The sequence below is a fragment of the Streptomyces galbus genome (assembly GCF_005280195.1).
Classification (GTDB): domain Bacteria; phylum Actinomycetota; class Actinomycetes; order Streptomycetales; family Streptomycetaceae; genus Streptomyces; species Streptomyces galbus.
In genome coordinates, this window is the sequence record NZ_SZPR01000019.1 from 165286 (window position 1) to 191953 (window position 26668).

24 protein-coding genes are annotated in these 26668 nt (G+C 72.8%); 12 read left to right on the plus strand and 12 right to left on the minus strand.

The window, feature by feature from the left end; translation table 11 throughout:
- Positions 1–45 precede the first annotated feature (45 nt).
- Positions 46–1449, minus strand: coding sequence for an MFS transporter (locus tag E4U92_RS24055; protein ID WP_137302532.1), 1404 nt, complete (start codon positions 1447–1449; stop codon positions 46–48).
- 326 nt (positions 1450–1775) lie between these two features.
- On the opposite strand from E4U92_RS24055, the gene E4U92_RS24060 reads away from it, so the two are divergent.
- From E4U92_RS24060 to E4U92_RS24075, 4 genes are all read left to right on the plus strand, one after another.
- On the plus strand, positions 1776–2702 hold the full coding sequence (locus E4U92_RS24060; protein ID WP_137302533.1) for a DUF3027 domain-containing protein: 927 nt from the start codon (positions 1776–1778) through the stop codon (positions 2700–2702).
- Between the two features lie 111 nt (positions 2703–2813).
- Entirely contained in the window at positions 2814–5996 is a 3183-nt protein-coding gene (locus E4U92_RS24065; RefSeq protein ID WP_137302534.1) for a sacsin N-terminal ATP-binding-like domain-containing protein, read from the plus strand.
- Between the two features lie 153 nt (positions 5997–6149).
- Positions 6150–7067 carry a hypothetical protein gene (locus E4U92_RS24070; protein WP_137302535.1) on the plus strand — a complete coding sequence of 306 codons (918 nt, stop codon included), beginning with the start codon at positions 6150–6152 and terminating at the stop codon, positions 7065–7067.
- A gap of 222 nt (positions 7068–7289) precedes the next feature.
- Positions 7290–8084 (plus strand): hypothetical protein, encoded by a 795-nt coding sequence (locus E4U92_RS24075; protein ID WP_137302536.1) that lies wholly within the window; start codon positions 7290–7292, stop codon positions 8082–8084.
- Here the strand turns inward: E4U92_RS24075 and E4U92_RS24080 are convergent.
- Positions 8068–10473, minus strand: coding sequence for a cation-translocating P-type ATPase (locus E4U92_RS24080; RefSeq protein ID WP_137302537.1), 2406 nt, complete (start codon positions 10471–10473; stop codon positions 8068–8070). The two genes, E4U92_RS24075 and E4U92_RS24080, sit on opposite strands and share 17 nt — an antisense overlap.
- A gap of 128 nt (positions 10474–10601) precedes the next feature.
- Complete coding sequence (locus E4U92_RS24085; protein WP_137302538.1) at positions 10602–10868, minus strand: DUF2530 domain-containing protein; 267 nt, start codon at positions 10866–10868, stop codon at positions 10602–10604.
- Positions 10869–11014: 146 nt separating this feature from the next.
- On the opposite strand from E4U92_RS24085, the gene E4U92_RS24090 reads away from it, so the two are divergent.
- Complete coding sequence (locus E4U92_RS24090; RefSeq protein ID WP_137302539.1) at positions 11015–12469, plus strand: NCS2 family permease; 1455 nt, start codon at positions 11015–11017, stop codon at positions 12467–12469.
- A gap of 25 nt (positions 12470–12494) precedes the next feature.
- On the opposite strand, the gene E4U92_RS24095 is transcribed toward E4U92_RS24090, so the two are convergent.
- Entirely contained in the window at positions 12495–12677 is a 183-nt protein-coding gene (locus E4U92_RS24095; RefSeq protein ID WP_137302540.1) for a ribbon-helix-helix protein, CopG family, read from the minus strand.
- Positions 12678–12832: 155 nt separating this feature from the next.
- On the opposite strand from E4U92_RS24095, the gene E4U92_RS24100 reads away from it, so the two are divergent.
- Both E4U92_RS24100 and E4U92_RS24105 read left to right on the plus strand, forming a co-directional pair.
- Positions 12833–13270, plus strand: coding sequence for a MarR family winged helix-turn-helix transcriptional regulator (locus E4U92_RS24100; protein ID WP_137302541.1), 438 nt, complete (start codon positions 12833–12835; stop codon positions 13268–13270).
- 33 nt (positions 13271–13303) lie between these two features.
- Positions 13304–14668 carry an MFS transporter gene (locus E4U92_RS24105; protein WP_137302542.1) on the plus strand — a complete coding sequence of 455 codons (1365 nt, stop codon included), beginning with the start codon at positions 13304–13306 and terminating at the stop codon, positions 14666–14668.
- 77 nt (positions 14669–14745) lie between these two features.
- Here the strand turns inward: E4U92_RS24105 and E4U92_RS24110 are convergent, their stop codons facing one another.
- The 3 genes from E4U92_RS24110 to E4U92_RS24120 form a co-directional block, all read right to left on the minus strand.
- Entirely contained in the window at positions 14746–15267 is a 522-nt protein-coding gene (locus E4U92_RS24110) for a hypothetical protein (RefSeq protein ID WP_137302543.1), read from the minus strand.
- Between the two features lie 97 nt (positions 15268–15364).
- Positions 15365–15955 carry a hypothetical protein gene (locus tag E4U92_RS24115; RefSeq protein ID WP_137302544.1) on the minus strand — a complete coding sequence of 197 codons (591 nt, stop codon included), beginning with the start codon at positions 15953–15955 and terminating at the stop codon, positions 15365–15367.
- Between the two features lie 708 nt (positions 15956–16663).
- Positions 16664–17257, minus strand: coding sequence for a Uma2 family endonuclease (locus E4U92_RS24120; RefSeq protein WP_137302809.1), 594 nt, complete (start codon positions 17255–17257; stop codon positions 16664–16666).
- A 116-nt stretch (positions 17258–17373) separates the two neighbouring features.
- Between E4U92_RS24120 and thpR the strand changes: the two genes are divergently transcribed.
- The gene (gene thpR / locus E4U92_RS24125; RefSeq protein WP_137302545.1) at positions 17374–17946 is read left to right on the plus strand and encodes an RNA 2',3'-cyclic phosphodiesterase; all 573 of its coding nucleotides are present in this window, start codon (positions 17374–17376) and stop codon (positions 17944–17946) included.
- Between the two features lie 132 nt (positions 17947–18078).
- On the opposite strand, the gene E4U92_RS24130 is transcribed toward thpR, so the two are convergent.
- The 4 genes from E4U92_RS24130 to E4U92_RS24145 form a co-directional block, all read right to left on the minus strand.
- A complete protein-coding gene (locus tag E4U92_RS24130) occupies positions 18079–19074 on the minus strand; it encodes an aldo/keto reductase (protein ID WP_137302546.1) in 996 nt (331 codons plus the stop codon).
- A gap of 127 nt (positions 19075–19201) precedes the next feature.
- Positions 19202–19843: a maltokinase N-terminal cap-like domain-containing protein gene (locus E4U92_RS35995; RefSeq protein ID WP_168725184.1), complete on the minus strand. Its 642-nt coding sequence runs from the start codon at positions 19841–19843 to the stop codon at positions 19202–19204.
- Positions 19844–19872: 29 nt separating this feature from the next.
- Positions 19873–20460, minus strand: a complete 588-nt coding sequence (locus E4U92_RS24140; RefSeq protein ID WP_067234300.1) for a Uma2 family endonuclease — start codon at positions 20458–20460, stop codon at positions 19873–19875.
- A 95-nt stretch (positions 20461–20555) separates the two neighbouring features.
- Positions 20556–21230, minus strand: coding sequence for a GDSL-type esterase/lipase family protein (locus E4U92_RS24145; RefSeq protein ID WP_137302547.1), 675 nt, complete (start codon positions 21228–21230; stop codon positions 20556–20558).
- A gap of 113 nt (positions 21231–21343) precedes the next feature.
- Between E4U92_RS24145 and E4U92_RS24150 the strand changes: the two genes are divergently transcribed.
- From E4U92_RS24150 to E4U92_RS24165, 4 genes are all read left to right on the plus strand, one after another.
- Entirely contained in the window at positions 21344–22372 is a 1029-nt protein-coding gene (locus E4U92_RS24150; protein WP_137302548.1) for a WD40 repeat domain-containing protein, read from the plus strand.
- 173 nt (positions 22373–22545) lie between these two features.
- A complete protein-coding gene (locus E4U92_RS24155) occupies positions 22546–24066 on the plus strand; it encodes a cellulase family glycosylhydrolase (RefSeq protein WP_137302549.1) in 1521 nt (506 codons plus the stop codon).
- A 138-nt stretch (positions 24067–24204) separates the two neighbouring features.
- Positions 24205–25095 carry an RpnC/YadD family protein gene (locus E4U92_RS24160; RefSeq protein WP_137302550.1) on the plus strand — a complete coding sequence of 297 codons (891 nt, stop codon included), beginning with the start codon at positions 24205–24207 and terminating at the stop codon, positions 25093–25095.
- A 30-nt stretch (positions 25096–25125) separates the two neighbouring features.
- Positions 25126–25398, plus strand: coding sequence for a hypothetical protein (locus E4U92_RS24165; protein ID WP_229862555.1), 273 nt, complete (start codon positions 25126–25128; stop codon positions 25396–25398).
- Between the two features lie 67 nt (positions 25399–25465).
- Here the strand turns inward: E4U92_RS24165 and serC are convergent, their stop codons facing one another.
- Positions 25466–26584 carry a phosphoserine transaminase gene (serC, locus tag E4U92_RS24170; RefSeq protein WP_137302551.1) on the minus strand — a complete coding sequence of 373 codons (1119 nt, stop codon included), beginning with the start codon at positions 26582–26584 and terminating at the stop codon, positions 25466–25468.
- Positions 26585–26668 lie beyond the last annotated feature (84 nt).

The following is a 26668-nucleotide window of genomic DNA, read 5'->3' on the forward strand; positions in this document are numbered from 1 at the left end:
GCACGCCCGGCGCTCCCCCTACGAGGGGTACGGCGTCGCTGTGGGTTACGCCACGCGGGTCCGCGACGCCCCGCCGTGGCGTGCCGAGCTCAGCAGGCCCCGTACCGTCGTCACCCATCCGAGGGCGAGCACCGCGGCGGCCACCGACAGGCCCAGCGCGCCGTTCAGCGGCATGGCGATGCCGACGGCGCCGCCGAACACCCAGGACATCTGCAGCAGCGTCTCGGAGCGGGCGAACGCCGACGTGCGCACCAGCTCCGGCACGTCCCGCTGGAGCAGCGCGTCCAGGGACAGCTTGGCCAGTGCCTGCGAGAACCCGGCGACCGCGGTGAGGCAGGCCACCAGGAACGCCCCGAAGAACGCCGCCGCCACGACCGCCGCGCCCAGCACCACCGCGACCACCGTCACGATGATCAGCTCGGGGGCCCGGGAGCGCAGCCACGCCCCCACCGACGTGCCGAGCGCGTTGCCGAGGCCCGCGGCGACCGCCACCATCCCCAGCGACACGGCCGCGCTCTGCCCGGTCAGCGGGTGCTCGCGCAGCAGGAACGCCAGGAAGAACGTCAGGAAGCCGGACAGCCAGCGCAGCGCCGCGTTGGCGCCCAGGCCGTGGGTCACGCCTATCCCGACCGTCCTCAGGCCCGGCCGCTTCGCGGTCCGCCGCCGCGGGCCGTGCACGTGCTGCTCGTCCGAGGCGAGCAGGGCGGTGTCCTCGCCCTTGGCCGAGTCGACCTTCCCCGGCAGCGAGAACGACAGGAACATGCCCGCCACGAAGATCGCGAACGCGCCGAACAGCGGCCAGCGCGCCCCGACCGCCTGGAGCCCCGCCCCGATCGGCGCGGCCACGCCGGTGGCGAGCAGCCCGCCCAGGGTGACCCGTGAGTTCGCCTTCACCAGGGAGAACCCGGGTGGCAGCAGCCGCGGCACGACCGCGCTCCTGACCACGCCGTACGCCTTGGAGGCGACCAGCACCCCGAGCGCGGCCGGGTACAGCTCGAGGCTGCCGGTGACCACCGCCCCGGACAGCACCAGCGCCAGCAGGGCCCGGGCCAGCATCGCCCCGGCCATCGCGGCGCGCCGGCCGTGCGGCAGCTTGTCCAGGAGGGGGCCGATGACCGGGGCGAGGAGCGTGAACGGGGCCATGGTGATCGCCAGGTACAGCGCGACCCGGCCCCGGGCCTCGTCGGTCGGCACCGAGAAGAACACGGTGGAGGCGAGCGCGACGGTGATCATGACGTCGCCCGCGCCGTTCACCGCGTGCAGCTCGATCAGCTTGCCGAGTCCCGACTCGCCCGCGCCGTGCGCGTGCGTCGCCTTGCGGATTCCCCGGGCGGTTCCGGTCACGGGGAAGTGCAGGGCACGCCCGACCGCGCGGACGGACCCGCCGAACCGGCCCGAACCGCCCCGCCGTACTCCGGCCGTGCCCGGAGGTGTCTTCGCGGCTGCCACGACGTCATAGTGCCCTGACTCGGGGGGAGGTAGTGCGGTTTGAAGGGAAGCGAGTTGCGATCCTCGGCACGCCCGGCGGGGCCCCCGCGACGGCCCGTCCGGCGCGCCGGACGCGGCGCGGAGCGCCGAAGAATCACCGTCGGTGTAGGCCAACCGCCTGCGAACAGGTAGCGTGCGTATCTCAGCCATCCCGCACAATGGATGGCACAGGTGCGCCCGAGCGCGATTCGGACGCGGACGTCGACGCGGCCCCCCGGTCCGCTCCGTCCGCCCCACCGCCGGAGGCAACCGCACCCGAGAGACGGCGTAGGAGAGAAGCGATACCTGTGAGCGCAGCGACAACGCGAAGCCGCACCCCCGACCGTCTGTGCGCCGAGGCCGTCGACCTCGCCCGCGCCGCAGCGGAGGAGGCGGCCGCGCCCGGGGTGGTCGGCGCGCACGTGGGGACGGTCTCCGAGGGCGACCGCGTCGTCACGCACTTCTTCGAGTGCCGCGAGCTGGGGTACCGCGGCTGGCGCTGGGCGGTGACCGTGGCCCGCGCGTCGCGCGCCAAGGTCGTCACGCTCGACGAGGTGGTGCTGCTGCCCGGCCCGGACGCCGTGCTGGCCCCGGAGTGGGTGCCGTGGAGCGAGCGCCTGCGCCCCGGCGACATGGGCCCGGGCGACCTGCTCCCCACGGACGCGGAGGACCTGCGCCTGGAGCCCGGCTACACGGGCGAGGACGAGCCGCCGCCGAACTCGGCCGTCTCCGCGGAGATGGCCGACCTCGCCGAGGCGGAGGACGCCGACGTGACGGCCGGACCGCCGGCCGAGCTGCCCACCGCGCCGCGGCGGGGCTCCATCGCCGCCGTGGCCGAGGAGCTGGGCATGCGGCGCGCCCGGGTGCTCTCCCGCTACGGCCTGCACACCGCGGCCGACCGCTGGGAGGAGGCGTTCGGCGCGAAGACGCCCATGGCGCAGGCGGCCCCCGCGGCTTGTCTGAGCTGTGGCTTCCTGGTGCCGATCGGCGGCTCCCTGGGCCAGGCGTTCGGCGTGTGCGCCAACGAGTTCTCCCCGGCCGACGGCCGTGTGGTGTCCCTGACGTACGGCTGCGGCGGCCACTCCGAGGCCGCGGTGATGCCCAAGCCGCCGCGCCCGGCCGACCCGGTCGTCGACGAGACCCGCGTCGACCCCTTCCCGCTGCGCCCGTCCCCGGAGTCGGGTTCGGTCCCGGTGACCGCGGACGAGGAGACGGCGGAACTCGGTCACTCCTGAGGCGGGAGGGGCCCGGCCCTGCGGCGGCAGGGGCCCCGCTCCCCGGTGGGCGGCGCAGGTCGGGGTCGGCGAGCGGTACCTTCGTCCTCACATCGACGAGGAGAAGGAACCGTGAGCAACTTCGTGCGGCCCGCGGCCGAGGGCGCCGACCCCTTCGGGACCGCCCGTCTGCGCCGGGGCGTCCTCGACGCCTGGGCCACCAGCCCCGCCCGCTTCCGTGAGGACGCCAACGCCGAGGAGGACCTGGTCCTCGGCGGGTACCGGGACCGGCTCGTCGTCGAGCTCGCCCAGAACGCCGCCGACGCCGCGGCCCGCGGCCGGGTGGCCGGCCGGCTGCGGCTGACCCTGCGCGACGGGGTGCTGGTCGCCGCCAACACCGGCGCGCCGCTGGACGCCGCCGGGGTCGAGTCCCTGGCCACGCTGCGGGCGTCCGCCAAGCGCGACAGCGAGGCGGTCGGGCGGTTCGGCGTCGGCTTCGCCGCCGTGCTCGCCGTCACCGACGAACCGGCCGTGGTCAGCCGCCACGGGGGCGTGCGCTGGTCGCTGGCCGAGGCCCGCGACCTCGCCGGGGAGACCGCCCGGCACAGCCCGGGTTTCGGGGACGAGATCCGGCGCCGTGACGGGCACGTGCCGCTGCTGCGGCTGCCGTTCGCCGCCGAGGGCCTGCCGCCCGCGCCCTACGACACGGCCGTGATCCTGCCGCTGCGCGACACCGCCGCCGCCGACCTCGCCGAGCGGCTGCTGCACGCCGTGGACGACGCCCTGCTGCTCGCCCTGCCCGGCCTCGAGGAGGTCGTGGTCGAGGTGGGCCAGGACGCCCCCCGCACCCTGCGGCGGGGGACCGACGGGCCCGGGACCGTCGTCGTCGACGACTCGCGCGACGGCACCACCCGCTGGCGCACGGTCGCCGCGCACGGCCCGCTGGCGGCCGCGCTGCTGGCCGACCGGCCCGTCGAGGAGCGGCTGCGGCCCCACTGGTCCGTCACCTGGGCCGTGCCCGTCGACGCGGACGGCGCCCCGGTCCGGCCGCGCACCGCGCCCGTCGTGCACGCGCCCACCCCCAGCGACGAGCCCCTCGGCGTGCCCGCGCTGCTCATCGCGTCCCTGCCGCTGGACACCACGCGCCGGCACGCCGCGCCCGGCCCGCTGACCGACTTCCTGGTGGAGCGCGCCGCCGACGCGTACGCCGAGCTGCTGGCCGGGTGGCGGCCGGTGGGCCCCGGCGTCATCGACCTGGTGCCCGGCCCGCTCGGCAAGGGCGAGCTGGACGGCGCGCTGCGCCGGGCGGTCCTGGAGCGGCTCCCGCGCACCGCGTTCCTGCCGCCTGCCGTCCCGCCCGGCAGGTCCGGGGAGCCCGGGGAACCCGGGGAACACGGGGAACGCTGGGAACCCGGCGAACCCGGACCCGGGGACGACGACCTGCCCGAGGCGCTGCGGCCGCGGGACGCCGAGGTCGTCGAGGGCGCCGGCGCCGAGACCGTGCGGGTGCTGGCCGAGGTGCTGCCGACGCTGCTCCCGGCGGGCCTGGAGCGCCGCGTGGAGCTGCGGACCCTCGGCGTCGCCCGGGTCCCCCTCGCCGACGCCGTCGACCGGCTGGCCGGTCTGGAGAAGGACCCCGGCTGGTGGTACCGGCTCTACGACAGCCTCGCCGGGGTGGACCCCGACCGGCTGTCCGGGCTGCCGGTGCCGCTGGCCGACGGGCGGACGACGATCGGGCCGCGCCAGGTGCTGCTGCCGACGCCCGAGGCCGCCGGGGTGGACGCGGACGTGCTGGCCCGCCTCGGCCTCAAGGTCGCCCACGCGGACGCCGCGCACCCGCTGCTGGAGAAGCTCGGCGCGCTGCCCGCCACGCCCCGGGCGGTGCTGACCACCCCGCAGGTGCGGGCCGCGGTGGCCGCCTCGCTGGACGACGACGCCGGCGCCTGGGACGAGGACACCCCGGACGCCGAGGAGCTGGCGGACACGGTGCTGACGCTGGTGCGGGACGCGGGCCTGGAACCCGGCGACGAGCCCTGGCTGGGCGCGCTCGCCCTGCCCGACGAAGACGGCGAGCCGGCGCCCGCCGGGGAACTCGTGCTGCCCGGCAGCCCGTTCGCCGAGGTGATCCGCGAGGGCGAACTGCCCTTCGTGGACGCCGAGCTGGCCGCCCGGTGGGGCGAACAGCCGCTGGCCGCCTGTGGCGTGCTCGCGGACTTCGCGCTCGTGCGGGCCACCGACGTCGTGCTGGACCCGGACGAACTGGAGCCCCGCGAGGGCGACTTCGCGGAGCCGGACGACGCGGGACTGCTGGACGCCGTCGACGTGTGGTGCGAGGACGTCCTCGACCGGTTCCCGGACAGCCCGGTCCCGCCGGTGGCCACCGAACTGGTCGCCGTGCGCGACCTCGACCTCGTCGACGACGGGCAGTGGACCCGGGCGCTCGCCCTGCTGGCCCGGCCGCCGCTGCGGGACGCCCTGACCCAGCCGGTGCGCATCCTGCTGCCGGACGGCACCCACGAGCTCGTCCGGCCGTACACCGCCTGGTGGTTGCGCGGGCACCCGGTGCTCGACGGGCGGCGCCCGGCCGGGCTGCTCGCGGCCGGCGGCGACCCGCTGCTGCGCGGCCTGTACGACGAGGCCGACGCGACCGGCTTCGACGACGAGCAGGTGCTGCGCGCGCTCGGGGTCCGCACCTCGGTGGCGGCGCTGCTGGACGAGCCGGGCGGCGCGGCCGAGCTGCTCGACCGTCTCGCCGACCCGGACCGGACCGTGACCGCCGCTCAACTGCACGGGCTGTACGGGGCCTTGGCCGAGCTGGAGCCCGAGCGGGTGACCCTGCCGGACGAGCTGCGGGCCGTGGTCGACGGGCGGGTGGAGGTGGTGGACGCCGCCGACGCGGTGGTCGTGGACTCCCCGGACCTGCTGCCCTTCACCGCGGGCGTGCCGCTGCTGCCGGTCCGCCCGGGCCTGGCGGCCGAACTCGCGGAGCTGTTCCAGGTGCGACGGCTGAGCGAGTCGGTGACCGGCGGGATCGACTCCGAGGGCGCCGAGCACGACGTACCGGAGCCGGTGCGGGTGCTGCTCGGCCCGCTCACCCCGCGCACCTACGTCGAGCACGAGGAACTCGTCGTGGACGGTGTGGAGATCGACTGGCGGCTGACCCAGGACGGTGTGCTGCACGCCGCCACCCTGGAAGGCGTGGCCGCGGGCCTCGCCTGGGCGGCACGCCAGTGGCCGCGCCGCTTCGAGGTGGCCGCCCTGCTCGAAGACCCCTCCCGCACCGAGGAGTTGGCCCGGGACCGCTGGTTCGACTGACGGGCACGGAATCTTCACGCGGGCGTACAACCATTCGCATCCGTCGTGGATCTGATCATGTGAGCCAACAGGCTCCATGATCACTTGGGCCCCCCGCGAGGACGCGTCGTCGGGACCGACTCGCCGGGGGCCCCTTTTCCCACCGGGGGAAACATGCGCATCCGCGCCACCGTGGCCGCCCTCAGCGGCGCCCTGGTCCTGTCCGCCCTCGCCGTGCCGGCCGCGACGGCCGCCGACGGCGGGCCCGCCAAGCGGGACGTCGTCCGCGCCGCCCTGAAGGCCGCCGACGGCCGGACCACGTACACCGGCTCGGCCGACACCGGCACCCCGTACCAGCTCAACGCGACCTTCTCGAACGTCAAGGTCAACAACGGCAAGCCGATCGTGGCCGGTCCCACCGGTCACGTCGTCGCGCCCGTCACCTACAAGGTCACCCACTCGGCGGACGTCGACCTCAGGGCCCGCGACACGTTGGTGGACGTCACGCTCTACCGCGGCTCCTACTCCAATCCGGTCAACTTCCTGGAGGGCGACAACTGGCCGGTGTGCACCGCGGTGTCCGCCACGGTCGACACCTGCAAGGGCACCATCGACGTCCGCCCGGCCGAGGACCTGTACAACGCCGACGCCACCACCTGGAAGGCGTCCGGCTACGTCGTCGACTGGAACGACGTCGACCCGTACGCGGACGACATCGACTGGAGCAAGGTCGGCGTCGCGGAGTTCGACAACCTCGGCCCGGTCAAGCTGCAGCGCCGCTCCGCGCTCACGGTCAACGCCTCCCCGGAGCCGGTCAAGAAGGGCCGGACCATCACGGTCACCGGCAAGCTGAGCCGCGCCAACTGGGAGACCGGCAAGTACGCGGGCTACGCGACCCAGTCGGTGAAGCTCCAGTTCCGTAAGAAGGGCAGCAGCACCTACACGACGGTCAAGACCATCAAGACCTCGTCGACGGGCACCCTGAAGACCACCGTGAAGGCCACCGCGGACGGCTACTTCCGCTACAGCTTCGCGGGCACCAGCACCACCCCGGCCGTCTCCGCGGCCGGTGACTTCGTCGACGTGCGCTGACCCGCGGCCGGCGGACTACGACACCACAGCGGGCGCCCGCCCCCGGAAGCCGTCCGGGGCGGGCGCCCGCGCGTCCGCCCGACCCGTCGCCGGCCGGACGCCAACGGCACACCAACCGGTCGCAAAGACCTCACCAACCCCTGCAACCCCGCAGGCACCTGACGAATCCGATCATGTGAGTCACGAGACTCCACGATCCACTCCTCCCACTGGGGAACGCACATGCGCATACGCGCCACCGCCACCGTCGCCGCCTCGCTCGGCGCGCTGGCCCTCACCGCCCTCGCCGCGCCCGCCGCGCAGGCGACCGGTTCCACCGGCCCGGCCGTGACCTTCTCCGCCGTCAAGGTCAACGGCGGCCGCAGCATCGTGGTCGGCGCCTCGGCGAAGGTCTCCGCCCCGGTCACCTACACCGTGACCAAGCCGGCCGGCCTCAGCTCGAGTTCCTTCCAGACCGGCCCGGTCCTGTACCGCGGTGCCTCCATCACCTCCCCGTCCGACCTGTTCATCAGCGACGACCCGGGCACCTGCACGGCGGCCTCCTCGACCGTGCTGCACTGCAAGGCCACGATCGTCCTGGACAGCGCCCACGGCGACCTGATCAACGACGAGGCCGGCGCCTGGAAGGTCGGCGCCCTCGCCGTCGACTCCGCCAACCACGCCACCTGGAAGGGCGACCTGGGCTCCGCCGCGATCCAGCGCCTGTCCAAGCTGACCGCCGACGCCACGCCCGAGCCGGTCCGCAAGGGCGCCACGATCACCGTGACGGGCAAGCTGACCCGCGCCAACTGGGACACCAACAAGTACGCGGGCTACGCGAGCCAGCCGGTGAAGCTCCAGTTCCGCAAGAAGGGCAGCAGCACCTACACGACGGTCAAGACCATCAAGACCTCGTCGACGGGCACCCTGAAGACCACCGTGAAGGCCACCGCGGACGGCTACTTCCGCTACACCTTCGCGGGCACCACGACGACCCCGGCCGTCTCCGCGACCGGCGACTTCATCGACGTGCGCTAGTCCGCAGCCGAGCCCGCTGGACGGGGAAGCGTCGGCCGACCCACCGCCACACCAGCTCCAGGGCGGCCGACGCCACCGCCGCGATGCCCACCGCGATCCACGGCATCGTCGCCCCGACCAGCTTCAGCGCGAAGAAGTGCTGGAGCCACGGCACGAGAAGCACCACCAGGAACGCCACGCCCATCGCGGCGACCAGGAGCACCCGCCACCAGGTGTACGGGCGGGCGATGATCGCCAGGATCCACAGCGAGATCAGGAACAGCGTGAGGGTCGCCGCGCTGGTCTCGGCGTCCAGCGACCCGGGGCCCGTGTAGTGGTGCCGGGCGATCAGGTACGACACGAAGGTGGCCACCCCCGCGACGACACCGCCCGGCACGGAGTACCGCATGACCCGCCGGACGAAGTGCGGCCGGGCCCGCTCCCGGTTCGGGGCGAGGGCCAGGAAGAACGCGGGCACGCCGATGGTGAGCGTGGACAGCAGGGTCAGGTGGCGGGGCAGGAAGGGGTACTCCACCTGCCAGCACACCACCAGCAGCGCCAGCAGCACCGAGTAGACGGTCTTCACCAGGAACAGCGTCGCCACCCGCGTGATGTTGCCGATGACCCGCCGCCCCTCCGCCACCACCGACGGCAGCGTGGCGAAGCTGTTGTCGAGCAGCACGATCTGCGCCACGGACCGGGTGGCCTCGGACCCGGCACCCATCGCGACGCCGATGTCGGCGTCCTTGAGCGCCAGCACGTCGTTGACACCGTCGCCGGTCATCGCGACGGTGTGGCCGCGCGACTGGAGCGCGCCGACCATGTCCCGCTTCTGCTGCGGGGTGACCCGTCCGAACACCGTGCCCTCGTCGAGCGCCTCGGCCATCGCGTCCGGCTCCCCGGGCAGCCGCCGCGCGTCGACGGCGCTGCCGCTGAGCCCCAGCTTGGCGGCGACCGCCCCCACGGACACCGCGTTGTCGCCGGAGACGACCTTCGCGCGGACGTTCTGCTCGGCGAAGTAGCGCAGGGTGTCGGCGGCGTCGGGCCGCAGCCGCTGCTCCAGCACGACCAGCGCGGCCGGCTCGGCGCCCGCGGTGACGTCGGTGTCGTCGAGGGCGCGCCCGGCGCGGGCCAGCAGCAGCACCCGCAGGCCGTCCTCGTTGAGCCGCTCGGTTTCGGCCAGGGCGGGGTTCCCGTCGTCCAGCAGCACGTCGGGTGCGCCCAGCAGCCAGGTGCTGCTCGTGCCGTCGCCCTCGTCGAAGGTGGCGCCGCTGTACTTGCGGGCGGAGGAGAAGGGCAGTGCCCGGGTGGGGCGCCACTCCCCGGTGTCGGGGTAGGCGTCGACGATCGCCTGCAGGGAGGCGTTGGGGCGCGGGTCGGACGCGCCGAGGGCGCCGAGCACCCGGCGCAGGGACGCCTCGTCGTGTCCGTCGAGGGCGCGCAGCGCGGTGACGTCCATGCCGCCCTCGGTCAGCGTGCCGGTCTTGTCGAGGCAGACGGTGTCGACGCGGGCCAGGCCCTCGATGGCGGGCAGTTCCTGGACGAGGCACTGCTTGCGGCCGAGCCGCACGACGCCGATCGCGAAGGCCACGGAGGTGAGCAGCACCAGCCCCTCCGGGACCATCGGGACGATGCCGCCGACGGTGCGGGCGATGGAGTCCTTGACGTCGTTGTTCTTCACGAAGAGCTGGCTGACCACCAGGCCGGTCGCGGTCGGGACCATCATCCAGGTGACGTACTTGAGGATGGTGGAGATGCCGGTGCGCAGCTCGGAGTGGACCAGGGTGAAGCGGGACGCCTCCTCGGCGAGCTGGGCGGCGTAGGCCTCGCGGCCGACCTTGGTGGCGCGGAAGGCGCCGGCGCCGGCGACGACGAAGCTGCCGGACATGACCGGGTCGCCGGGCTGTTTGACGACCGGGTCGGCCTCGCCGGTGAGCAGTGACTCGTCGATCTCCAGCCCGTCGGCCTCCGCGCACTCCCCGTCGACCACGATCTTGTCGCCGGGGCCGATCTCCAGCAGGTCGTCCAGCACGATGTCCGAGGTGGCGACCGGCACGGCGGTGCCCTCGCGCCGCACGACGGGCCGGGTCTCGCCGATCACCGCGAGCGAGTCGAGGGTCTTCTTCGCGCGCCACTCCTGGACGATGCCGATGCCGGTGTTGGCGAGGATCACGAAGCCGAACAGGCTGTCCTGGATGGGCGCGACGGCCAGCATGACCAGCCAGAGCACGCCGATGACCGCGTTGAACCGGGTGAAGACGTTCGCCCGGACGATCTCGCCGAGCGAGCGGCTGCTGCGCACGGGCACGTCGTTGACCTGACCGCGCTCGACGCGTTCGGCGACCTCGGCGGCGGTGAGCCCCGTCGCCCGGTGCGCCGGGACCGCGGGGGCGGCGTCGGTGTGGGTCATGCCTTCGACGGTACGTGCGGACGGGGGGCTCCACCCGCCGGGGGCGCCGAAGATCAGACCAGGGGAGGAGCCGGATCGTGCGGTGGTAGGACGCACCCCAGGGGGTGTCTCGTCGCCCCGTGCAGGGCCTACGCGTCCTGCCCGGCGGCCGCGCGCTTGAGGGCCGCGTCACGCCTGCGGACGTACCAGATGCCGATCAGGCCCAGGCCGCCCCCGGCCAGGCAGGTCCACACCCACCACAGGTGGCCGTGGTCGTCGAACCAGCCGTAGAAAGGGAGCTGCACCAGGAAGAGGACGAACCAGACGACCGTGCCGCCGACGACGGTCGCGACCACGGGCCCTTCCAGGGGCTCCGGCGCCTCGTGCTTCGGGGATCCCGAGAAAAGTCCGGCCATGCCGCACAGCTTACGAGGCCCGGGGCGGGCCGCCGCCGTCCCCCGCGGCCGCCCGGGGTCTACGCGCGGAGATGGCCAACCTCGGCTTCATATGTTCATACTGAAACCGTTTGTCTATGACCGGTTCCGTTCGTAGGAAAGTATCAATGGCCCCCACCTCGGCCCCTTCCCAGGCCCCCGCGTCCGAGCAGCCGGGCGGCACGCCCGCCCACGGCGCACTCGACCGCTTCTTCAAGATCTCGGAGCGGGGCAGCACGCCGGCGCGTGAGGTCCGTGGTGGTTTCGCCACCTTCTTCGCGATGGCCTACATCATCGTGCTGAACCCGATCATCCTCGGCAGCGCGAAGGACATGTACGGCCACCAGCTCGACAACGGCCAGCTCGTCACCGCGACGGCCGTGACGGCGGCGTTCACGACGCTGCTGATGGGTGTCGTCGGCAACGTGCCCATCGCGCTCGCCGCCGGCCTCGGCGTGAACTCGGTCGTCGCGCTCCAGCTCGCCCCGCGCATGGCCTGGCCCGACGCCATGGGCATGGTCGTGCTGGCCGGTCTCGTGGTGATGCTGCTGGTCGCCACCGGGCTGCGCGAGCGGGTCATGAACGCCGTGCCGTTCGGTCTGCGCAAGGCCATCAGCATCGGCATCGGCCTGTTCATCATGCTGATCGGTCTGGTCGACTCCGGCTTCGTCTCCCGCATCCCCGACGCCGCCCACACCACCGTCCCGCTCCAGCTCGGCGGCGACGGCCACCTCAACGGCTGGCCCGTGCTGATCTTCGTGCTCGGCGCGCTGCTCACCCTCGCGCTCATCGTGCGCAAGGTCCCCGGCGCGATCCTGATCTCGATCGTGGCGATGACCGTGCTCGCCATGATCATCGAGGCGGTCGCGAAGGTGCCGTCCTGGGGCCTGACCACCCCGAAGTGGCCCGGCAACCCGGTCGGCGCCCCCGACTTCGGCCTGCTCGGCAAGGTCAGCCTGTTCGGCGGCTTCGACAAGGTCGGCGTGCTGACCGGCGTGCTGTTCGTCTTCACCGTGCTGCTGTCGTGCTTCTTCGACGCGATGGGCACGATCATGGGCGTCTCCGACGAGGCCAAGCTGACCGACGCCCAGGGCCAGATGCCCGGCATCAACAAGGTCCTCTTCGTCGACGGCATCGCCGTCGCGGCCGGCGGTGCCAGCTCCTCCTCGGCCACCACCTGCTTCGTGGAGTCCACGGCCGGCGTCGGCGAGGGCGCCCGCACCGGCCTCGCCAACGTGGTCACCGGCGCGCTGTTCGCCGTGGCACTGTTCCTCACCCCGGTCGCGACCATGGTCCCGTCCCAGGCGGCCACCCCGGCGCTGCTCGCGGTGGGCTTCCTGATCCTGGCGGGTTCGGTCAAGGAGATCGACTGGGCCGACCACACGATCGCGATCCCGGCCTTCGTCACCATGGTGATGATGCCGTTCACCTACTCGATCACCAACGGCATCGGGATGGGCTTCATCACCTTCACGGTGCTGCGCCTGGCGGCCGGCCGCGGGCGGGAGGTGCCGGTGGCCATGTACGTGGTCGCCGCGGTCTTCGGCTTCTACTACCTGATGCCGGCCCTGGGTCTGACCTGACCCTGACCGGCCCGCGGGTCCGCCCTCAGGTGAGCCCGTAGAACTTCTCCGTCTCCTCGACGGCGGCCTGGAACCGCTCGTCGAAGTCGGTGCGGATGAGCGTCCGGACGACATAGTCCTGGACGCTCATTCCTCTTTTCGCGGCATGGTGCCGTAGCCGCTCCAGCAGGACATGGTCTATTCGCAGGCTGAGCACGCTGGTCCCCATGGCTACGAGGGTCGCGGGGCGGTTCGGGGTGATGCGTGCCGTTCCCCGCTCGTATCACCCGTATGAGTGATCTCGGGGCGCAGTGGCGGGGATCACGGCGCTCCGGCGGCTCTCCAGGTGTTCTTTAGCGAGAGTAATGAGTTAAGCTAAAGAACATGCCGGACCTCACCCATGGCGACGACGCTGCCGCCGTGAACTCCCTCAGATCCGCCGTGATGCGGCTCGCCCGCCGCCTGAAGCACCAGCGGGTCGACGAGTCGCTCAGCCCGACCGAGATGTCGGTGCTCGGCACGCTGTCCCGCTGCGGCAGCGCCACCCCGGGCGAACTCGCCCGCAAGGAGCACGTCCAGCCGCCGTCGATGACCCGCATCGTGGCGCTGCTGGAGGCCAAGGGCCTGGTCCGGCTGGAGCCGCACCCCGAGGACCGCCGCCAGAAGGTCGTCACCAGGACCGAGCAGGCCGAGAGCATGCTCGAGGAGAGCCGCGCCAAGCGGAACGCCTTCCTGGCGCACCTGGTGGACGGCCTGGACGAGGACGAGTGGGCCAAGCTGCGCGCTGCCGCCCCCGTGCTGGAGAAGCTCGCACACCTGTAAGCACAGTCACCGTCACCGAGGAGGCGAACCCTTTTGAGTACGGGATCCGGAGCAGCTTCCGCCCCCGCACCGCACACCCGACCCGACTCCCCGCCGCCCCCGGGACCCGCCCGCAGGTCCTCGATGTTCAGCTCCCTGAGGATCAGGAACTACCGCCTGTTCTTCCTCGGCCAGGTCGTGTCGAACATCGGCACCTGGATGCAGCGCATCGCCCAGGACTGGCTGGTCCTCAGCCTCACCGGTTCCGCCACGGCCGTCGGTGTCACCACGGCCCTGCAGTTCCTGCCGATGCTCCTGTTCGGCCTCTACGGCGGTGTCCTCGTCGACCGGCTGCCCAAGCGCCCCACCCTGCTGTTCACCCAGGCCGCGATGGCCGTGACCGGCGTCGTCCTCGCGGTGCTCACGCTCAGCGGCCACGTCCAGGTCTGGCACGTCTACCTCGCCGCCTTCGCGGTCGGTCTGGCCACGGTCCTCGACAACCCGGCCCGCCAGTCGTTCGTCTCCGAGATGGTCGGCCCCGAGCAGCTCCAGAACGCGGTCAGCCTGAACTCCGCGAACTTCCAGTCCGCGCGGCTGGTCGGACCGGCCGTCGCCGGTCTGATGATCACCGGCGTCGGCACCGGCTGGGCGTTCCTCTTCAACGGCCTGTCGTTCGTCGCGCCCATCGCCGGGCTGCTGCTGATGCGCGCCCGCGAGCTGCACGTCGTCGAGCGCGCGCCGCGTGGCAAGGGGCAGCTGCGGGAGGGCCTGCACTACGTCGCCGGGCGCCCGCAGCTCATCTGGACGATCGTCCTGGTGGGGTTCGTCGGCACGTTCGGCTTCAACTTCCCGGTGTACCTGTCGGCCTTCGCCGACGACGTCTTCCACGCGGGCGCCGGGTCCTACAGCCTCTTCAACACCCTGATGGCGGTCGGTTCGCTGGCCGGCGCCCTGCTCGCGGCCCGGCGCGGCACGGCCAAGCTGCGGGTGATGATCGCGGCGGCGGCGCTGTTCGGCGCGCTGGAGCTGGTCGCGGCGGCGGCGCCCTCGCTGTGGCTGTTCGCGCTGCTCATGGCCCCGATCGGGATGTTCGGCATGACGATCAACGTCAACGCCAACACCGCCATCCAGATGGGCACCGACCCGGCCATGCGCGGCCGCGTGATGTCCCTCTACATGATGGTCTTCCTGGGCGGCTCCCCGGTCGGCGCGCCGATCGCGGGCTGGGTCACGGACGCGTACGGCGTGCGCGCGGGCCTGGCGGCCGGCGGCGCGATCTCGGCCGCCGCAGCGGTCACCGTCGGCCTGGTCCTGGCCCGTGTGGGCGGCCTGCGCCTGACGGTGGCCTGGGACCACGGCCACCCGAAGCTCCGCTTCGTCCCGCGTGAACGCCGCAAGGAGCTGGCGCGGGCGGCGTGAGCACCGGCGGGGGACCGGCGCGGGGACCTTCGCGGTCCGCGCCGGCCCGCGCGCCCGCCCGGTGCCGCGGGCGCCGGTCAGACGCCGCCGGACTGGACGGGGAACGTCACCAGCCGGGCGACGACCGTGGCGGGGGCGTCGGTGGCGGCGAAGGCGACCGGGGCCTCCAGGGAGCTGAGGTCGCCGCGGGTCGGGAACTGCGTGACGTCCTCGGTCACCAGGACGAGCGGTCGCTCCGCCGCCGCCACGACGTCCTCACGGTCCGGGCCGCTGAGGGTCAGGGTGACGGGCACGACGTCGAGCAGCTCGTACTTCAGCGGCAGGTGCTGGGTGATCCGCAGCGCGCCGGCCGAGTCGGCGCCGGCGTCGGCCTGCGCCAGGGTGACCGTGCGCCCGTCGGGGAGCTCGCCGGTGACCTGGAAGCCGACGGGGCGCAGCGTCACGCTGTTGTGCGGGGCGTCCGGATCGACGTCGACCCGCTGCTCGATGCCGCCGCGCAGGTCCACCTGCACGGTGGCACCGTCGATCTCCAGCGTGGCTCCCACGGCGAGCATCGAGCGGGGGATCTCGGAGCCGATGGGCGGCAGGCCTGTTGACATTCCTCGCGCCTTCCTGTGCCGGGCCAGGCCCCACGCCTGGACACTTCCGCCGCCCATGCTCGGCGTCCGGCCGTGTTCCGTCTGGGAGAACCACCTGTCACTCACCCGTACGGGGTGGAGCCGGCGCCGGCGCCGGGCGGGCCGGGCGCAGGGCGCTCAGCGCGAACACCGTGGTGAGGTAGGGCGAGCCGAAGTACACCGGGAAGCGGCCCATCCGGTAGTAGGCGTCCGCGGGCCAGGAGCCGTCCGGTCGCTGGGCCCGGGCGAGCCGCAGGCGGCGCTCGTCGTGCCCGGCCGTGACGCCCAGGTGGTCGGCGGCCAGGACCCGCAGCGCGACCTCCAGGACGCTGCCGGTGGTCGCCGACGCGCCGGTGCCGGTCCGCTCCAGCGCGAGCCGGGCGGGTGCGGTCAGCGGACGGGCCGCGTCGGGGAAGCGGGCGCACAGCCGGGCCACGGCGTACAGGAAGGCGTCCGGCGAGGGGTAGTAGCGGGTGCCGCGCAGGAAGCGGCCCGAGGCCAGGTGCTCGGCGAGGAAGCCGACCGTGGCGTCGGCCGCCCAGTGCGCCTCGTAGGACCCGGTCAGGTCGGCCAGGAGCAGGGTGTGGAGGGCGTTGGCGCAGGCAACGGGGTCCTGCTTCGGCCCGCGCGGCAGCGTCCCCGGCTCCTCCCCGTCCTCCCAATAGACCATGAAGACCCCCCGGCCGGACGCGACCGCCCTCCCGGTCCGCCGCCCGCTGACGGGGAAGGCCGGCGGCCGGGGCCGCGGCCCGCAGGAGTTCCCGCGCGCCCGCCCGCAGCGCGGCAGCGGGGAGCAGGCCGGCGTCGTAGAGGGCGCCGAGCGCCAGAGCGGTGCTGTCGGTGTCCGCGGGCAGACCACCGGGCCCCGGCAGGAACCGGTACCTGCGCTGCCACCGGCACGCCTCCACCTGACGGGCCAGACGCCGGACCAGCTCCGGTGCGCCGCCCGGCGCGAGCAGCACCAGCGACACCATCGCGGAGAACGCCTCACCGCCCAGGTCGAAGCCCGGGTCCACGCCCAAGACCTCCACGAGCCTCCCGCGCGCCCGCGCCCCGTCGAAGCTCTGCCCGAACCCGGGGCCCAGGGACATCTCCGCCGGCGGCGCACCCGCCGCTCCGACCACGCGGTGCACGTACGCCGTCGCCCGCCCGGCGGCCCGCGCGCACGGCGCGACGTCGGGAACCGGTGCGGTGGACGGGGGTGAGGGAAGCGCCACGACTGTCCCTTCCCCCGCGGCTTCGGCCCGGAAGCCTCGGTACCACGGCCCGGTCGAGCAGACCGAGTACGAGGGGGACGTCGCGGGTGCCGCCTTCTCTGATGGTCATCTCCACGGAGGCCATCTTGCCGGGCCGTGGGGGAGGCGCGGGGGCGGTCTGGTCAGTCGCGGTCGCGGGGCAACTCACCGGTGCGGAGGACCAGGCCCACGGGGGTGCCGGTGAGGTCGATGTCGTGGCCGAAGCCGAAGGCGGCCTCGGCGTGGTACTCGCCGTCCTTCGGCAGGGTGTGCAGGTGCCAGCGCGCGGTGTACGGGTCGACGATCAGGTACACCGGCACCTCGGCGAGGGCGTAGGCCGTCTTCTTGGGTCCGTAGTCGTTGGCGGCGGTGTCCTTGGAGATGACCTCGGCGACGAACTCGACGTCCTGGTGCGTCCAGCGGCCCTTCTCGTCCTTCTCGGCGCCGTCCGCGAGAGCCGTCACGTCGCTGGCGAACCCGTTGAGACGCCCGGGGTAGTCGATACGGACGTCCGACTTGACGCGCCGGCGCGGGTACGTGGCGCGCAGCTGCTCGACGAGGTCCAGGATGATGTCCCAGTGGGTGTCCCGCTGCGGCGCCCTGAAGATGTGCCCCCCGACGATCTCGGTCTTGTAGCCCTCGGGGACCGGCATCTTCTCCAGCCACTCGAACATGACGTCGAGCGTGAGCTCATCACCGCTGTCGGCCATCGCGATCCTGTCGTCAAGGACGGTCATCATGGCGCTCCTGACCGGCTGCCGCTTCGTTCACGACAACCGCGCAGTACAACGATACGCACGGTGACCGGGACACGGCCGGGCGAACGAGGGGGCGGACGCGAGAGGCTGGGCCCATGAGACTCTTCGCCGCCGTGCTGCCCCCCGAGGACGTCGTCCGGGAGCTCGCCGTCGAGGTGGCCGCGTTGCGCGGGCTGCCCGGGGCCGGGGGACTGCGGTGGACCGAGCCGGCCGGGTGGCACTTCACGCTCGCGTTCTACGGCGAGGTCGACGACGCCACCGTGCCCGCGCTGTCGGCGCGGCTGGAGCGGGCCGCGCAGCACAGTGCGCCCTTCGAGCTGGCCCTGCGCGGCGGCGGGCAGTTCGGGCACGGCCGCGCCCTGTGGACCGGCGCGCACGGCGACCTGCCCGCGCTGCGGCTGCTCGCCGAGCGCGCCGAGGCCGCCGGCCGCAAGGCCGGGATCGACCTGGGCGAGCACCGCCGCTACAAGGCCCACCTCACGCTGGCCCGCGGCCGCACCGCCGTGGACACCCGGCCCTGGGTCGACGCCCTGGCCGGCTTCACCGGCCGCACCTGGACCGTCCCCGAGCTGACGCTCGTCCGCAGCCACCTGCCCGCCTCGGGCGTACCGGGTCGGCAGCCCCGCTACGAGCCGGTCGGCCGCTGGGCGCTCGGCGCGGCCGGTTAGGCTCGGGTCCGTGGACCCGAAGACCCGGAACCGGATCATGGCCGGTGCGCTCGCGTTGTTGTTCGTCGTGGTGGCGGTGGCGGCGGCCGTCGGCAGGTAGCCCGACGGCCGCCGGCCACCGCCGGCCCCGCCCTACCAGGCGAACGCCTCCGGCGACGGACCGGGACCCGGGAAGATCTCGTCCAGGCCGGTCAGCAGCTCCTCGCCGAGCTCCAGCTCGACCGCCCGCAGCGCGGACTCCAACTGCTCGGCCGTGCGCGGACCGACGATCGGCCCCGTCACGCCGGGACGCGTCAGCAGCCACGCCAGCGCGGCCTCGCCCGGCTCCACGCCGTGCTTGTCCAGCAGGTCCTCGTACGCCTGGATCTGCGCCCGGCCCGCCGGGTCGGCCAGGGTGTCCGCGGCGCGTCCGGAGGCCCGCCGTCCGCCCTGGACCTCCTTCTTGATGACCCCGCCCAGCAGACCGCCGTGCAGCGGCGACCAGGGGATCACGCCGAGGCCGTAGTCCTGCGCCGCCGGAATGACCTCCATCTCGGCGCGCCGCTCGGCGAGGTTGTACAGGCACTGCTCGCTGACCAGGCCGATGGTGCCGCCGCGGCGAGCGGCGACCTCGTTGGCCTGGGCGATCTTGTAGCCGGGGAAGTTGGACGAGCCGACGTACAGGATCTTGCCCTGCTGGACCAGGACGTCGATGGCCTGCCAGATCTCCTCGAACGGCGTCGACCGGTCGACGTGGTGGAACTGGTAGACGTCGATGTAATCCGTTTGGAGCCGCTTGAGCGACGCGTCCACCGCGCGGCGGATGTTCAGCGCGGAGAGCTTGTCGTGGTTGGGCCAGACCGTCTCGCCGTCGGCGTCCATGTTGCCGTACACCTTGGTGGCGAGGACCACCTTGTCGCGGCGGCCGCCGCCCTGCGCGAACCAGTTGCCGATGATCGACTCGGTGCGGCCCTTGTTCTCGCCCCAGCCATACACATTGGCGGTGTCGAAGAAGTTGATGCCCGCGTCCAGCGCCGCGTCCATGATCGCGTGGCTGTCCGCCTCGTTCGTCTGCGGTCCGAAGTTCATCGTGCCGAGGACCAGTCGGCTGACCTTGAGTCCGGTGCGTCCGAGCTGCGTGTACTCCATACCGCCCAGCCAACGGCGTGGAGTGCGCTCTAGGCAAGCGACGCGGGGAAGGCGGTCCAGGGGGTGGGGGTGACGTGGAGGGCGGGGGAGGCGGTCCCGGAGTCGCGGACGTGCACACCGGCGGGGATCAGTCCCCGGGCAGCAGCGTCGCGAACACCGCTCGGACGCGGTCGCCCCCCGGTGACTGCCAGGCGCCGGTGACGTGGCCCAGGGCGTCGGCGGGACGGGGGCCGGGGGTGAGGCGGCGGTGGATGTGGAGGGTCGTGCCGTCCGCCGTCGGGAGGGTCGTGCCCGAGGCGGTGTCGGTGACGGTGACCGGCCACGTCGGGGCGGTGGGGGCCGGGCCGGTGCAGGCGTGGGCCACCTCGTGGTCGGGGGTGTCGGTGAGGCTCTGCGCCTGGGCCTGGACGCGGCCGGCGAACAGGGCGAGCAACTGCGCCTGGAACACGGGGTCGTGGCAGCCGTCGTAGACCCAGCGGGTGCCGAGGACGCCGTGTTCCGTCGTGCCGACGAGGGCGTGGTCGGCGTCGGCGAGCGGGGCGCCGCGGTAGGTGAGGGGGACGTGGTAGGCGACGGGGGCGGGGCCGGAGGCGTCGAGGGCGACCAGGAACTCGATGCCCACCTCGCCCTCCGGGTCGTCCAGCCGGAACCCGCCCGGCCGCGACAGCTCGGGCGCGCCGTCACCGGCGTACCAGGGGCGCGTGGGCAGCCAGCCGGTGAGCAGTTCCAGCTTGGTGGGTTCGAGCGTGGTCCGGTGAATGATCGCCATACGACGTGATTCTGACAGCCGGCGCGCGGTCAGTCGCGGGGGAACTCCTTGGTCTCCAGGGTCAGGCCGAGCACCGTGTCCGTCAGGTCGACGTCGGCCCCGAAGGCCACGGAGAGCTCGCTGACGTACTCGCCGTCCTTGGGCCGGGTGTAGAGGTGGCACCTGCCCTGGTAGGGGTCCGCGATCAGGTAGGCGGGGACCTCGGCGAGGGCGTAGGCGGTCTTCTTGGGGCCGTAGTCGTTCTGGGCCGTGCCCTGCGAGATGACTTCGGCGACGAACTCGACGTCCGTGCACCGCCAGCGCCCGTCCGCGTCCTTGCGCGCACCGTCGCGCAGCTTGGCGACGTCCGGCGCGTAGCCGTTCAGCTTGCCCGGGAAGTCGATCCGCACGTCGGACAGGACCGCCACGTCCACCCCGAACCGGTCCTCGATCGCCCGGACGATCCGACGGATGATCTTCCAGTGGATGTCCCGCTGCGGCGCCATGAAGATGGTCCCCTCGACGATCTCGACCCGGTAACCCTCAGGGGTGGTCCGCTCGATCGACTCGAACAGCTCGTCCAGAGTCAGCTCGCCGCTGTCGTCGGCCATCTCGGTCCTGTCTGCGAGGACGGTCATCGTGGCGCTCCTCCCCGGCCGCCTCACGACAAGGACGGCCGCGCGGTACAACGATACGCACGGTGACCGGGGCACGCCCGGCTCCGCGCCCCCCGTCACCCCGCGTACGGCGCTCCCAGCCCCCACGCCTGGTGCATGGCGTCCGCGAAGGCCGCCGCGAGTTTGTGTTCGCCGCTCGCGTTCGGGTGGGTGCCGTCGTACGTGTCCGTGTGCAGGTCGTACGACGCGGGCAGCGACGCGAGCAGCAGGGGGGAGCCCGGCTCGTCCAGGTCGGCGAGGGTCTTCGCGAGGAGCTCGTTGAAGGCGGTCACCTGGTCCCCGAACGACGCGTCGGAGGCCGCGCGGACGTTGGGGACGACCGGCAGCACGACCATGCGGACGTGCGGGTCGGCCCGGCGCGCGGCGGCCACGAACGCGCGGACGTTGTCCGCCGTCTGCTCCGGGTCGGTGTAGAAGCCGAGGTCGATCAGGCCGAGGGCGACGAGCAGCACGTCGGCCCGGCCGCGCCGCACCGCGTCCTCGACCAGCGGCGCCATGTGCAGCCAACCCTCGCCCCAGCCGGCCAGGTGGGCGCGTGGGAAGTCCGGCTCGGCGTAGGCGTACGAGGTGGGCGCGTCGGTCCGCGGGTCGTACAGCGTCTCGCGCGGGCCGACGAGGGTGAACGGGCCGTCGTACGTGGCGCACAGGTGCTGCCACATCCGGTACCGCCACGTGTGTTCCCCCGCGCTGCCGATGGTCTGGGAGTCGCCGACCGGCATGAACCTGAGCATCCGCTCATCATGGACGATCCGCGTCCGCGGTGGGATGTGAGGGTCACCACCCCGGGGCGGCCGCGGCCCGGGGACCGCGGCTCACGGCGGCCCCCGGATGGCACGCTTGGCCCATGCGCCGTCGACTGCTCGCCCACGTGTCCGTCCACGTGTCCGCCCTCGGGGTCCTCCTCGTCGGCGCCCTCGCCGTGCCCGCCGCCGCTGCCGGGGACGGCGACGGGCGGTTCACCATCGAGGACCCGCGCATCACCGAGTCCAGCGGGCTGGCCGCGTCCCGGCTGCACCCCGGGATCTACTGGACCCACAACGACAGCGACGACGGCCCCTACCTCTACGCCGTCGACAGCGCGACCGGCAGGACGGTCGCCCGCGTCACCCTCACCGGCATCGGCCGGCCCCGGGACGTGGAGGCGATCTCCATCGGGCCCGACAACGAGATCTACGTCGGCGACATCGGCGACAACCTCGGCGGGAGCTGGCCGTACGTGTGGATCTACCGGCTGCCCGAGCCGAAGGAGCTCAAGGACCGGACGGTGCGCGCCACGCAGTACGTCGTCACCTACTCCGACGGCCCCCGCGACGCCGAGTCCCTGGTCGTGCACCCCAGGACCGGGCGCGTCTACATCATCGACAAGAACGAGGACGGCGGGCACCTCTACGAGGGTCCCGCGAAGCTGACGGCGTCCGCGCGGCCCGGCTCCAACGTCTTCCGGCCCGTCGCCCCCGTCGACCTGTGGGCCACCGACGCGGCCTTCTCCCCGAACGGCGAACAGCTCGCCGTGCGCGGGTACTTCGGCGGCATCGCCTACGACTGGAACGACGGGAAGCCGAAGAAGACCGGGCGCCTGAACGTGCCCCTGCAACGGCAGGGCGAGTCCGTCACCTACTCCGCCGACGGCCGCAGGCTGATGTACGGCAGCGAGGGCACCGGCAGCGAGGTGGTGCCGGAGGACGCGCCGGGGGGCGGGGCGTCCTCCTCGTCGTCCTCGGGGTCCGGCGGGTCGTCGGCGGGGTCGGGGAACGGGTCGTCGGGTACGTCCTCGGGCGGCGGGCTGAGCGGGGGCACGCGCACGGCCGTCGTCGCGGTGGTCGTGGTGGGCGCGGCGGTGTTCGGGCTGCGGCGGCTGGTGCGGCGGCGGTAGTCCGGCGGCCGTCGTCCGACGGGTGCTCAAGGGGGCACGTTCCGCGGCCCGTTGCTGTGAACCGGTGCGCACTCTCTTGACGTGTGCATGGGAGCTGGTTCCATAGGGGACGAGGGTGATGGGAGCGCTCCCATCGGTTCCGGACCCTCGCCTTCCGAAAGGATGCAGCGAGCATGTTCCGCACCTTGAGAAGAGCGCTGTGCGCCGTCGCCGCCGCGCTCCTGCTGCCGCTGGGGGCCGGCGCGCACGCGGCCCACGCGGCGGACACCGCCGCCGGCGCCGGGTACTGGCACACCAGTGGCCGCCAGATCCTCGACGAGGCCGGACAGCCGGTCCGTATCGCCGGGATCAACTGGTTCGGCTTCGAGACCGCCAACTACGTCGTCCACGGCCTGTGGTCCCGCGACTACAAGAGCATGATCGACCAGATGAAGTCGCTGGGCTACAACACGATCCGCGTCCCGTACAGCGACGACATCTTCAAGCCCGGGACGGTGCCGACCGGCATCGACTTCTCCGGCGGCAAGAACGCCGACCTCCAGGGGCTCAGCTCCCTCCAGGTCCTGGACAAGCTCGTGGCGTACGCCGGCCAGGACGGCCTGAAGGTCATCCTGGACCGCCACCGTCCGGACTCCTCGGGCCAGTCGGCGCTCTGGTACACCTCCGCCGTGCCGGAGTCGACGTGGATCGCCAACCTCAAGGCGATGGCGACGCGCTACCAGGGGCAGGACACGGTCGTCGGCATCGACCTGCACAACGAGCCGCACGACCCGGCCTGTTGGGGCTGCGGTGACACGGCCACCGACTGGCGCCTGGCGGCCCAGCGGGCGGGCAACGCGGTGCTGTCGGTCAACCCCAAGCTGCTGATCTTCGTGGAGGGCGTGCAGACGGTCAACGGCGTCTCCGGCTGGTGGGGCGGCAACCTGATGGGCGTCGCCCAGTACCCGGTCCAGCTCGACGTCGCCAACCGGGTGGTGTACTCGGCGCACGACTACGCGACCAGCGTGGCCCAGCAGACGTGGTTCAGCGACCCGACGTTCCCCGCCAACATGCCCGGCGTCTGGGACAAGTACTGGGGCTACATCTTCAAGCAGAACATCGCCCCCGTGTGGGTGGGGGAGTTCGGTACCACCCTGCAGTCCACGGTGGACCAGAAGTGGCTCGCGGCGCTGGTGTCCTACCTGCGCCCCACGTCGACCTACGGCGCCGACAGCTTCAGCTGGACCTACTGGGCCTGGAACCCCAACTCCGGTGACACGGGCGGCATCCTCAAGGACGACTGGGCGACCGTCGACACCGCCAAGGACAACTACCTGACGAGCATCAAGGCACCGGGCTTCCCCGGCACCGGCGGCGGCGGGGGCGGCGGCGGGGGCGGGGGCGGCGGCACGACCCCGACCTGCTCGGCCACCTACGCCGTCACCAGCGACTGGGGCACCGGCTTCAACGCCGAGGTGAAGGTCACCAACACCTCGACCACGGCCCTGAAGTCCTGGAAGGTCACCTGGACCTGGTCGGGTTCCCAGCACGTGACGAACATGTGGAACGCGACCTACACCCAGACCGGCGCCACGGTCACCGCGACCAACGCCCCCCACAACGGAGCGCTGAGCACGGGCGCCTCGGCCACCCTGGGCTTCGGGGCGACCCCGGCCGCGGGCACGTCCCCGACGGTGACCTGCACGGCGACCTGACGACACACCCCGAACCACGAGGGCGCCCGCTGCCTCCGGGCGCCCTCCGCCGGGCACCCCAGGCTTGATCACCCGTGTGGGCGAACGTCATCGGGTTCGCGCCCGGATAGAGGTGGTCGTCCCCTTACGTTGCGAATCATGGTCAGCACAGCGCACGAGGCGATGCACCGGATCTTCCGCGAGGATCCGCACCTCTTCGCCCGAGTCCTGCCCCGCGCGGGCATCCCGTTCCCCGAAGCCACCTCGATCGAGCCGTTGGACACGGACCTCACCGAGATCAGGCCTGTGGAGCGCCGCGTGGACAGCTTGTTCCGGGTCCACACGGAGGGCGAGGAGGGCGGGTTCCTGCTCGCCGTCGAGGCGCAGGGCAGACCGGACGCGGACAAGGCCGGCAGTTGGACGTACTACCTGGCGCACCTGTACGCCAAGTACCGGTTGCCACCCATCCTGCTGGTCGTGTGCAGGGACAAGGCGACCGCCGCATGGGCAGCCGAGCCCATCCGCATCGGCCGTCGCGTCCACACCAGCATGGTGGTGTTCCCGCTGGTCCTGGGACCCGGCAACCTGCCCGCGATCACCGACCCGGAGGAGGCGGCCGGCGACCTCGCCCTCGCCGTCCTCTCCGCACTCGCCCACGCCAAGGACCCGGGCCATCCTGCGATACCGGACGCACTGGCGGCGGCGCTGTCAGGCGTCGAGAGGGAACAGGCCTACAGCTGGGCGGAATTCACCGAAACAGGTCTGGGCGACGCCCGGGCACGGACGTTGTGGAGGGAACTCTTGTCGACGTACACGCTGCGCTTCCCCGGGAGCGGCACGATCATCGAGGAGGCCATCCTCAAGGGCCGGGAGGATGGTCGGGGTGAGGACATCCTCCGCGTGCTGCGCGTGCGGGGTATCGAGGTGCCTGATGCCGTGCGGGAGCGGGTCAGTTCCTGCGATGACCTCGAGGTGCTCGGCACCTGGCTCGACCGGGCAGTGACCGTCGGCTCGGCCGACGAGTTGTTCGAGGGGCCGTCCGAGGCGTGAGTCGTCCGAAAGGGCTTGTGGAGGGACCTGTTGTCGACGTACCGGATTCGCTTCCCCGGCAGCGGCACGATCATCGAGGAAGCCATCCTCAAGGGCCGTGAACAAGGCCGTAACGAGGTCCGCATCCGGGTTCGGGTCGAGGACATCCTCCGCGTGCTGCGCGTGCGGGGTATCGAGGTGCCTGATGCCGTGCGGGAGCGGGTCAGTTCCTGCGATGACCTCGAGGTGCTCGGCACCTGGCTCGACCGGGCCGTGACCGTCGGCTCGGCCGACGACTTGTTCGAGGAGCCGTCCGGGGCGTGAGCCGTGGCGGGGATGCGCGAAGGGGGCGCCCGCAGTCACGGGCGCCCCCTTCGCGTGTGCCGTGGGGTCAGAGGTGCTCGATCACGTAGTCGATGCACTTCGTCAGGGTCTCGACGTCCGTCGGGTCGACGGCCGGGAACATGGCGACGCGGAGCTGGTTGCGGCCGAGCTTGCGGTAGGGCTCGGTGTCGACGATGCCGTTGGCGCGCAGAACCTTGGCGACGGCGGCCGCGTCGATCTCCTCCGAGAAGTCGATCGTGCCGATGACCTGGGACCGCTTCGCCGGGTCGGTGACGAACGGGGTCGCGAACTTCACGTCCTCCGCCCAGCCGTACAGCGTGCGCGCCGACGTGGCCGTGCGGCGGACCGCCCAGTCCAGGCCGCCCTGGCCGTTGAGCCACTCCAGCTGCTCGTTGAGCAGGAACAGGGTGGACAGCGCCGGGGTGTTGTACGTCTGGTTCTTGCGCGAGTTGTCGATCGCCGTGGGCAGGCTGAAGAACTCCGGCACGTGGCGGCCGGACGCGTGCACCCGCTCGGCCCGCTCCAGCGCCGCCGGCGAGAAGACGCCGATCCACAGGCCGCCGTCGGAGGCGAAGGACTTCTGCGGGGCGAAGTAGTAGACGTCCGTCTCGGAGACGTCCACCGGCAGCCCGCCCGCGCCGGACGTGGCGTCGACCAGCACCAGCGCGCCCTCGTCGGCCCCGGCCACCCGCTCGATCGGCATGGCGACACCGGTCGAGGTCTCGTTGTGCGTGAACGCGTACACGTCCACGCCCTCCTCGGCCCGCGCCTGCGGGTGCGTGCCCGGGTCGGCGGAGATCACGGTCGGCTCGGCCAGCCACGGCGCCAGCTTGGCGGCCTTGGCGAACTTCGAGCTGAACTCGCCGAAGCTGAGGTGCTGCGACTTGTTCTCGATCAGACCGTGGGTCGCGATGTCCCAGAACGCCGTCGAGCCGCCGTTGCCGAGGACCACCTCGTAACCCTCGGGCAGGGAGAACAGCTCCGAGATGCCCTCGCGCACCTTGCCGACCAGGTTCTTGACCGGGGCCTGGCGGTGGGAGGTGCCCAGGAGCGACGTGCCGGTGGCGGCGAGGGCGTCCAGCGCCTCCGTCCGCACCTTGGAGGGACCCGCGCCGAAACGTCCGTCCGCGGGCTTGATGTCAGAGGGAATCCGGATCTCAGCCACGAGGGGGAGGGTAGCCGTTCCGGGAAACCTGGGCGAAACGTCGTCCGTCGGGTGAGACGGCCCCTCCCCGGCACCCGCGCGGTC

What these genes read in the sequence shown, in the direction of transcription:
- E4U92_RS24070 (WP_137302535.1), top strand. Translation starts at nt 6,150, where the DNA reads ATGCGCATCCGCGCCACCGTGGCCGCCCTCAGCGGCGCCCTGGTCCTG.
- E4U92_RS24075 (WP_137302536.1), top strand. Translation starts at nt 7,290, where the DNA reads ATGCGCATACGCGCCACCGCCACCGTCGCCGCCTCGCTCGGCGCGCTG.
- E4U92_RS24080 (WP_137302537.1), bottom strand. Translation starts at nt 10,473, where the DNA reads ATGACCCACACCGACGCCGCCCCCGCGGTCCCGGCGCACCGGGCGACG.
- E4U92_RS24085 (WP_137302538.1), bottom strand. Translation starts at nt 10,868, where the DNA reads ATGGCCGGACTTTTCTCGGGATCCCCGAAGCACGAGGCGCCGGAGCCC.
- E4U92_RS24090 (WP_137302539.1), top strand. Translation starts at nt 11,015, where the DNA reads ATGGCCCCCACCTCGGCCCCTTCCCAGGCCCCCGCGTCCGAGCAGCCG.
- E4U92_RS24095 (WP_137302540.1), bottom strand. Translation starts at nt 12,677, where the DNA reads ATGGGGACCAGCGTGCTCAGCCTGCGAATAGACCATGTCCTGCTGGAG.
- E4U92_RS24100 (WP_137302541.1), top strand. Translation starts at nt 12,833, where the DNA reads ATGCCGGACCTCACCCATGGCGACGACGCTGCCGCCGTGAACTCCCTC.
- E4U92_RS24110 (WP_137302543.1), bottom strand. Translation starts at nt 15,267, where the DNA reads ATGTCAACAGGCCTGCCGCCCATCGGCTCCGAGATCCCCCGCTCGATG.
- E4U92_RS24115 (WP_137302544.1), bottom strand. Translation starts at nt 15,955, where the DNA reads ATGGTCTATTGGGAGGACGGGGAGGAGCCGGGGACGCTGCCGCGCGGG.
- E4U92_RS24120 (WP_137302809.1), bottom strand. Translation starts at nt 17,257, where the DNA reads ATGACCGTCCTTGACGACAGGATCGCGATGGCCGACAGCGGTGATGAG.
- thpR (WP_137302545.1), top strand. Translation starts at nt 17,374, where the DNA reads ATGAGACTCTTCGCCGCCGTGCTGCCCCCCGAGGACGTCGTCCGGGAG.
- E4U92_RS24130 (WP_137302546.1), bottom strand. Translation starts at nt 19,074, where the DNA reads ATGGAGTACACGCAGCTCGGACGCACCGGACTCAAGGTCAGCCGACTG.
- E4U92_RS35995 (WP_168725184.1), bottom strand. Translation starts at nt 19,843, where the DNA reads ATGGCGATCATTCACCGGACCACGCTCGAACCCACCAAGCTGGAACTG.
- E4U92_RS24140 (WP_067234300.1), bottom strand. Translation starts at nt 20,460, where the DNA reads ATGACCGTCCTCGCAGACAGGACCGAGATGGCCGACGACAGCGGCGAG.
- E4U92_RS24145 (WP_137302547.1), bottom strand. Translation starts at nt 21,230, where the DNA reads ATGCTCAGGTTCATGCCGGTCGGCGACTCCCAGACCATCGGCAGCGCG.
- E4U92_RS24150 (WP_137302548.1), top strand. Translation starts at nt 21,344, where the DNA reads ATGCGCCGTCGACTGCTCGCCCACGTGTCCGTCCACGTGTCCGCCCTC.
- E4U92_RS24155 (WP_137302549.1), top strand. Translation starts at nt 22,546, where the DNA reads ATGTTCCGCACCTTGAGAAGAGCGCTGTGCGCCGTCGCCGCCGCGCTC.
- E4U92_RS24160 (WP_137302550.1), top strand. Translation starts at nt 24,205, where the DNA reads ATGGTCAGCACAGCGCACGAGGCGATGCACCGGATCTTCCGCGAGGAT.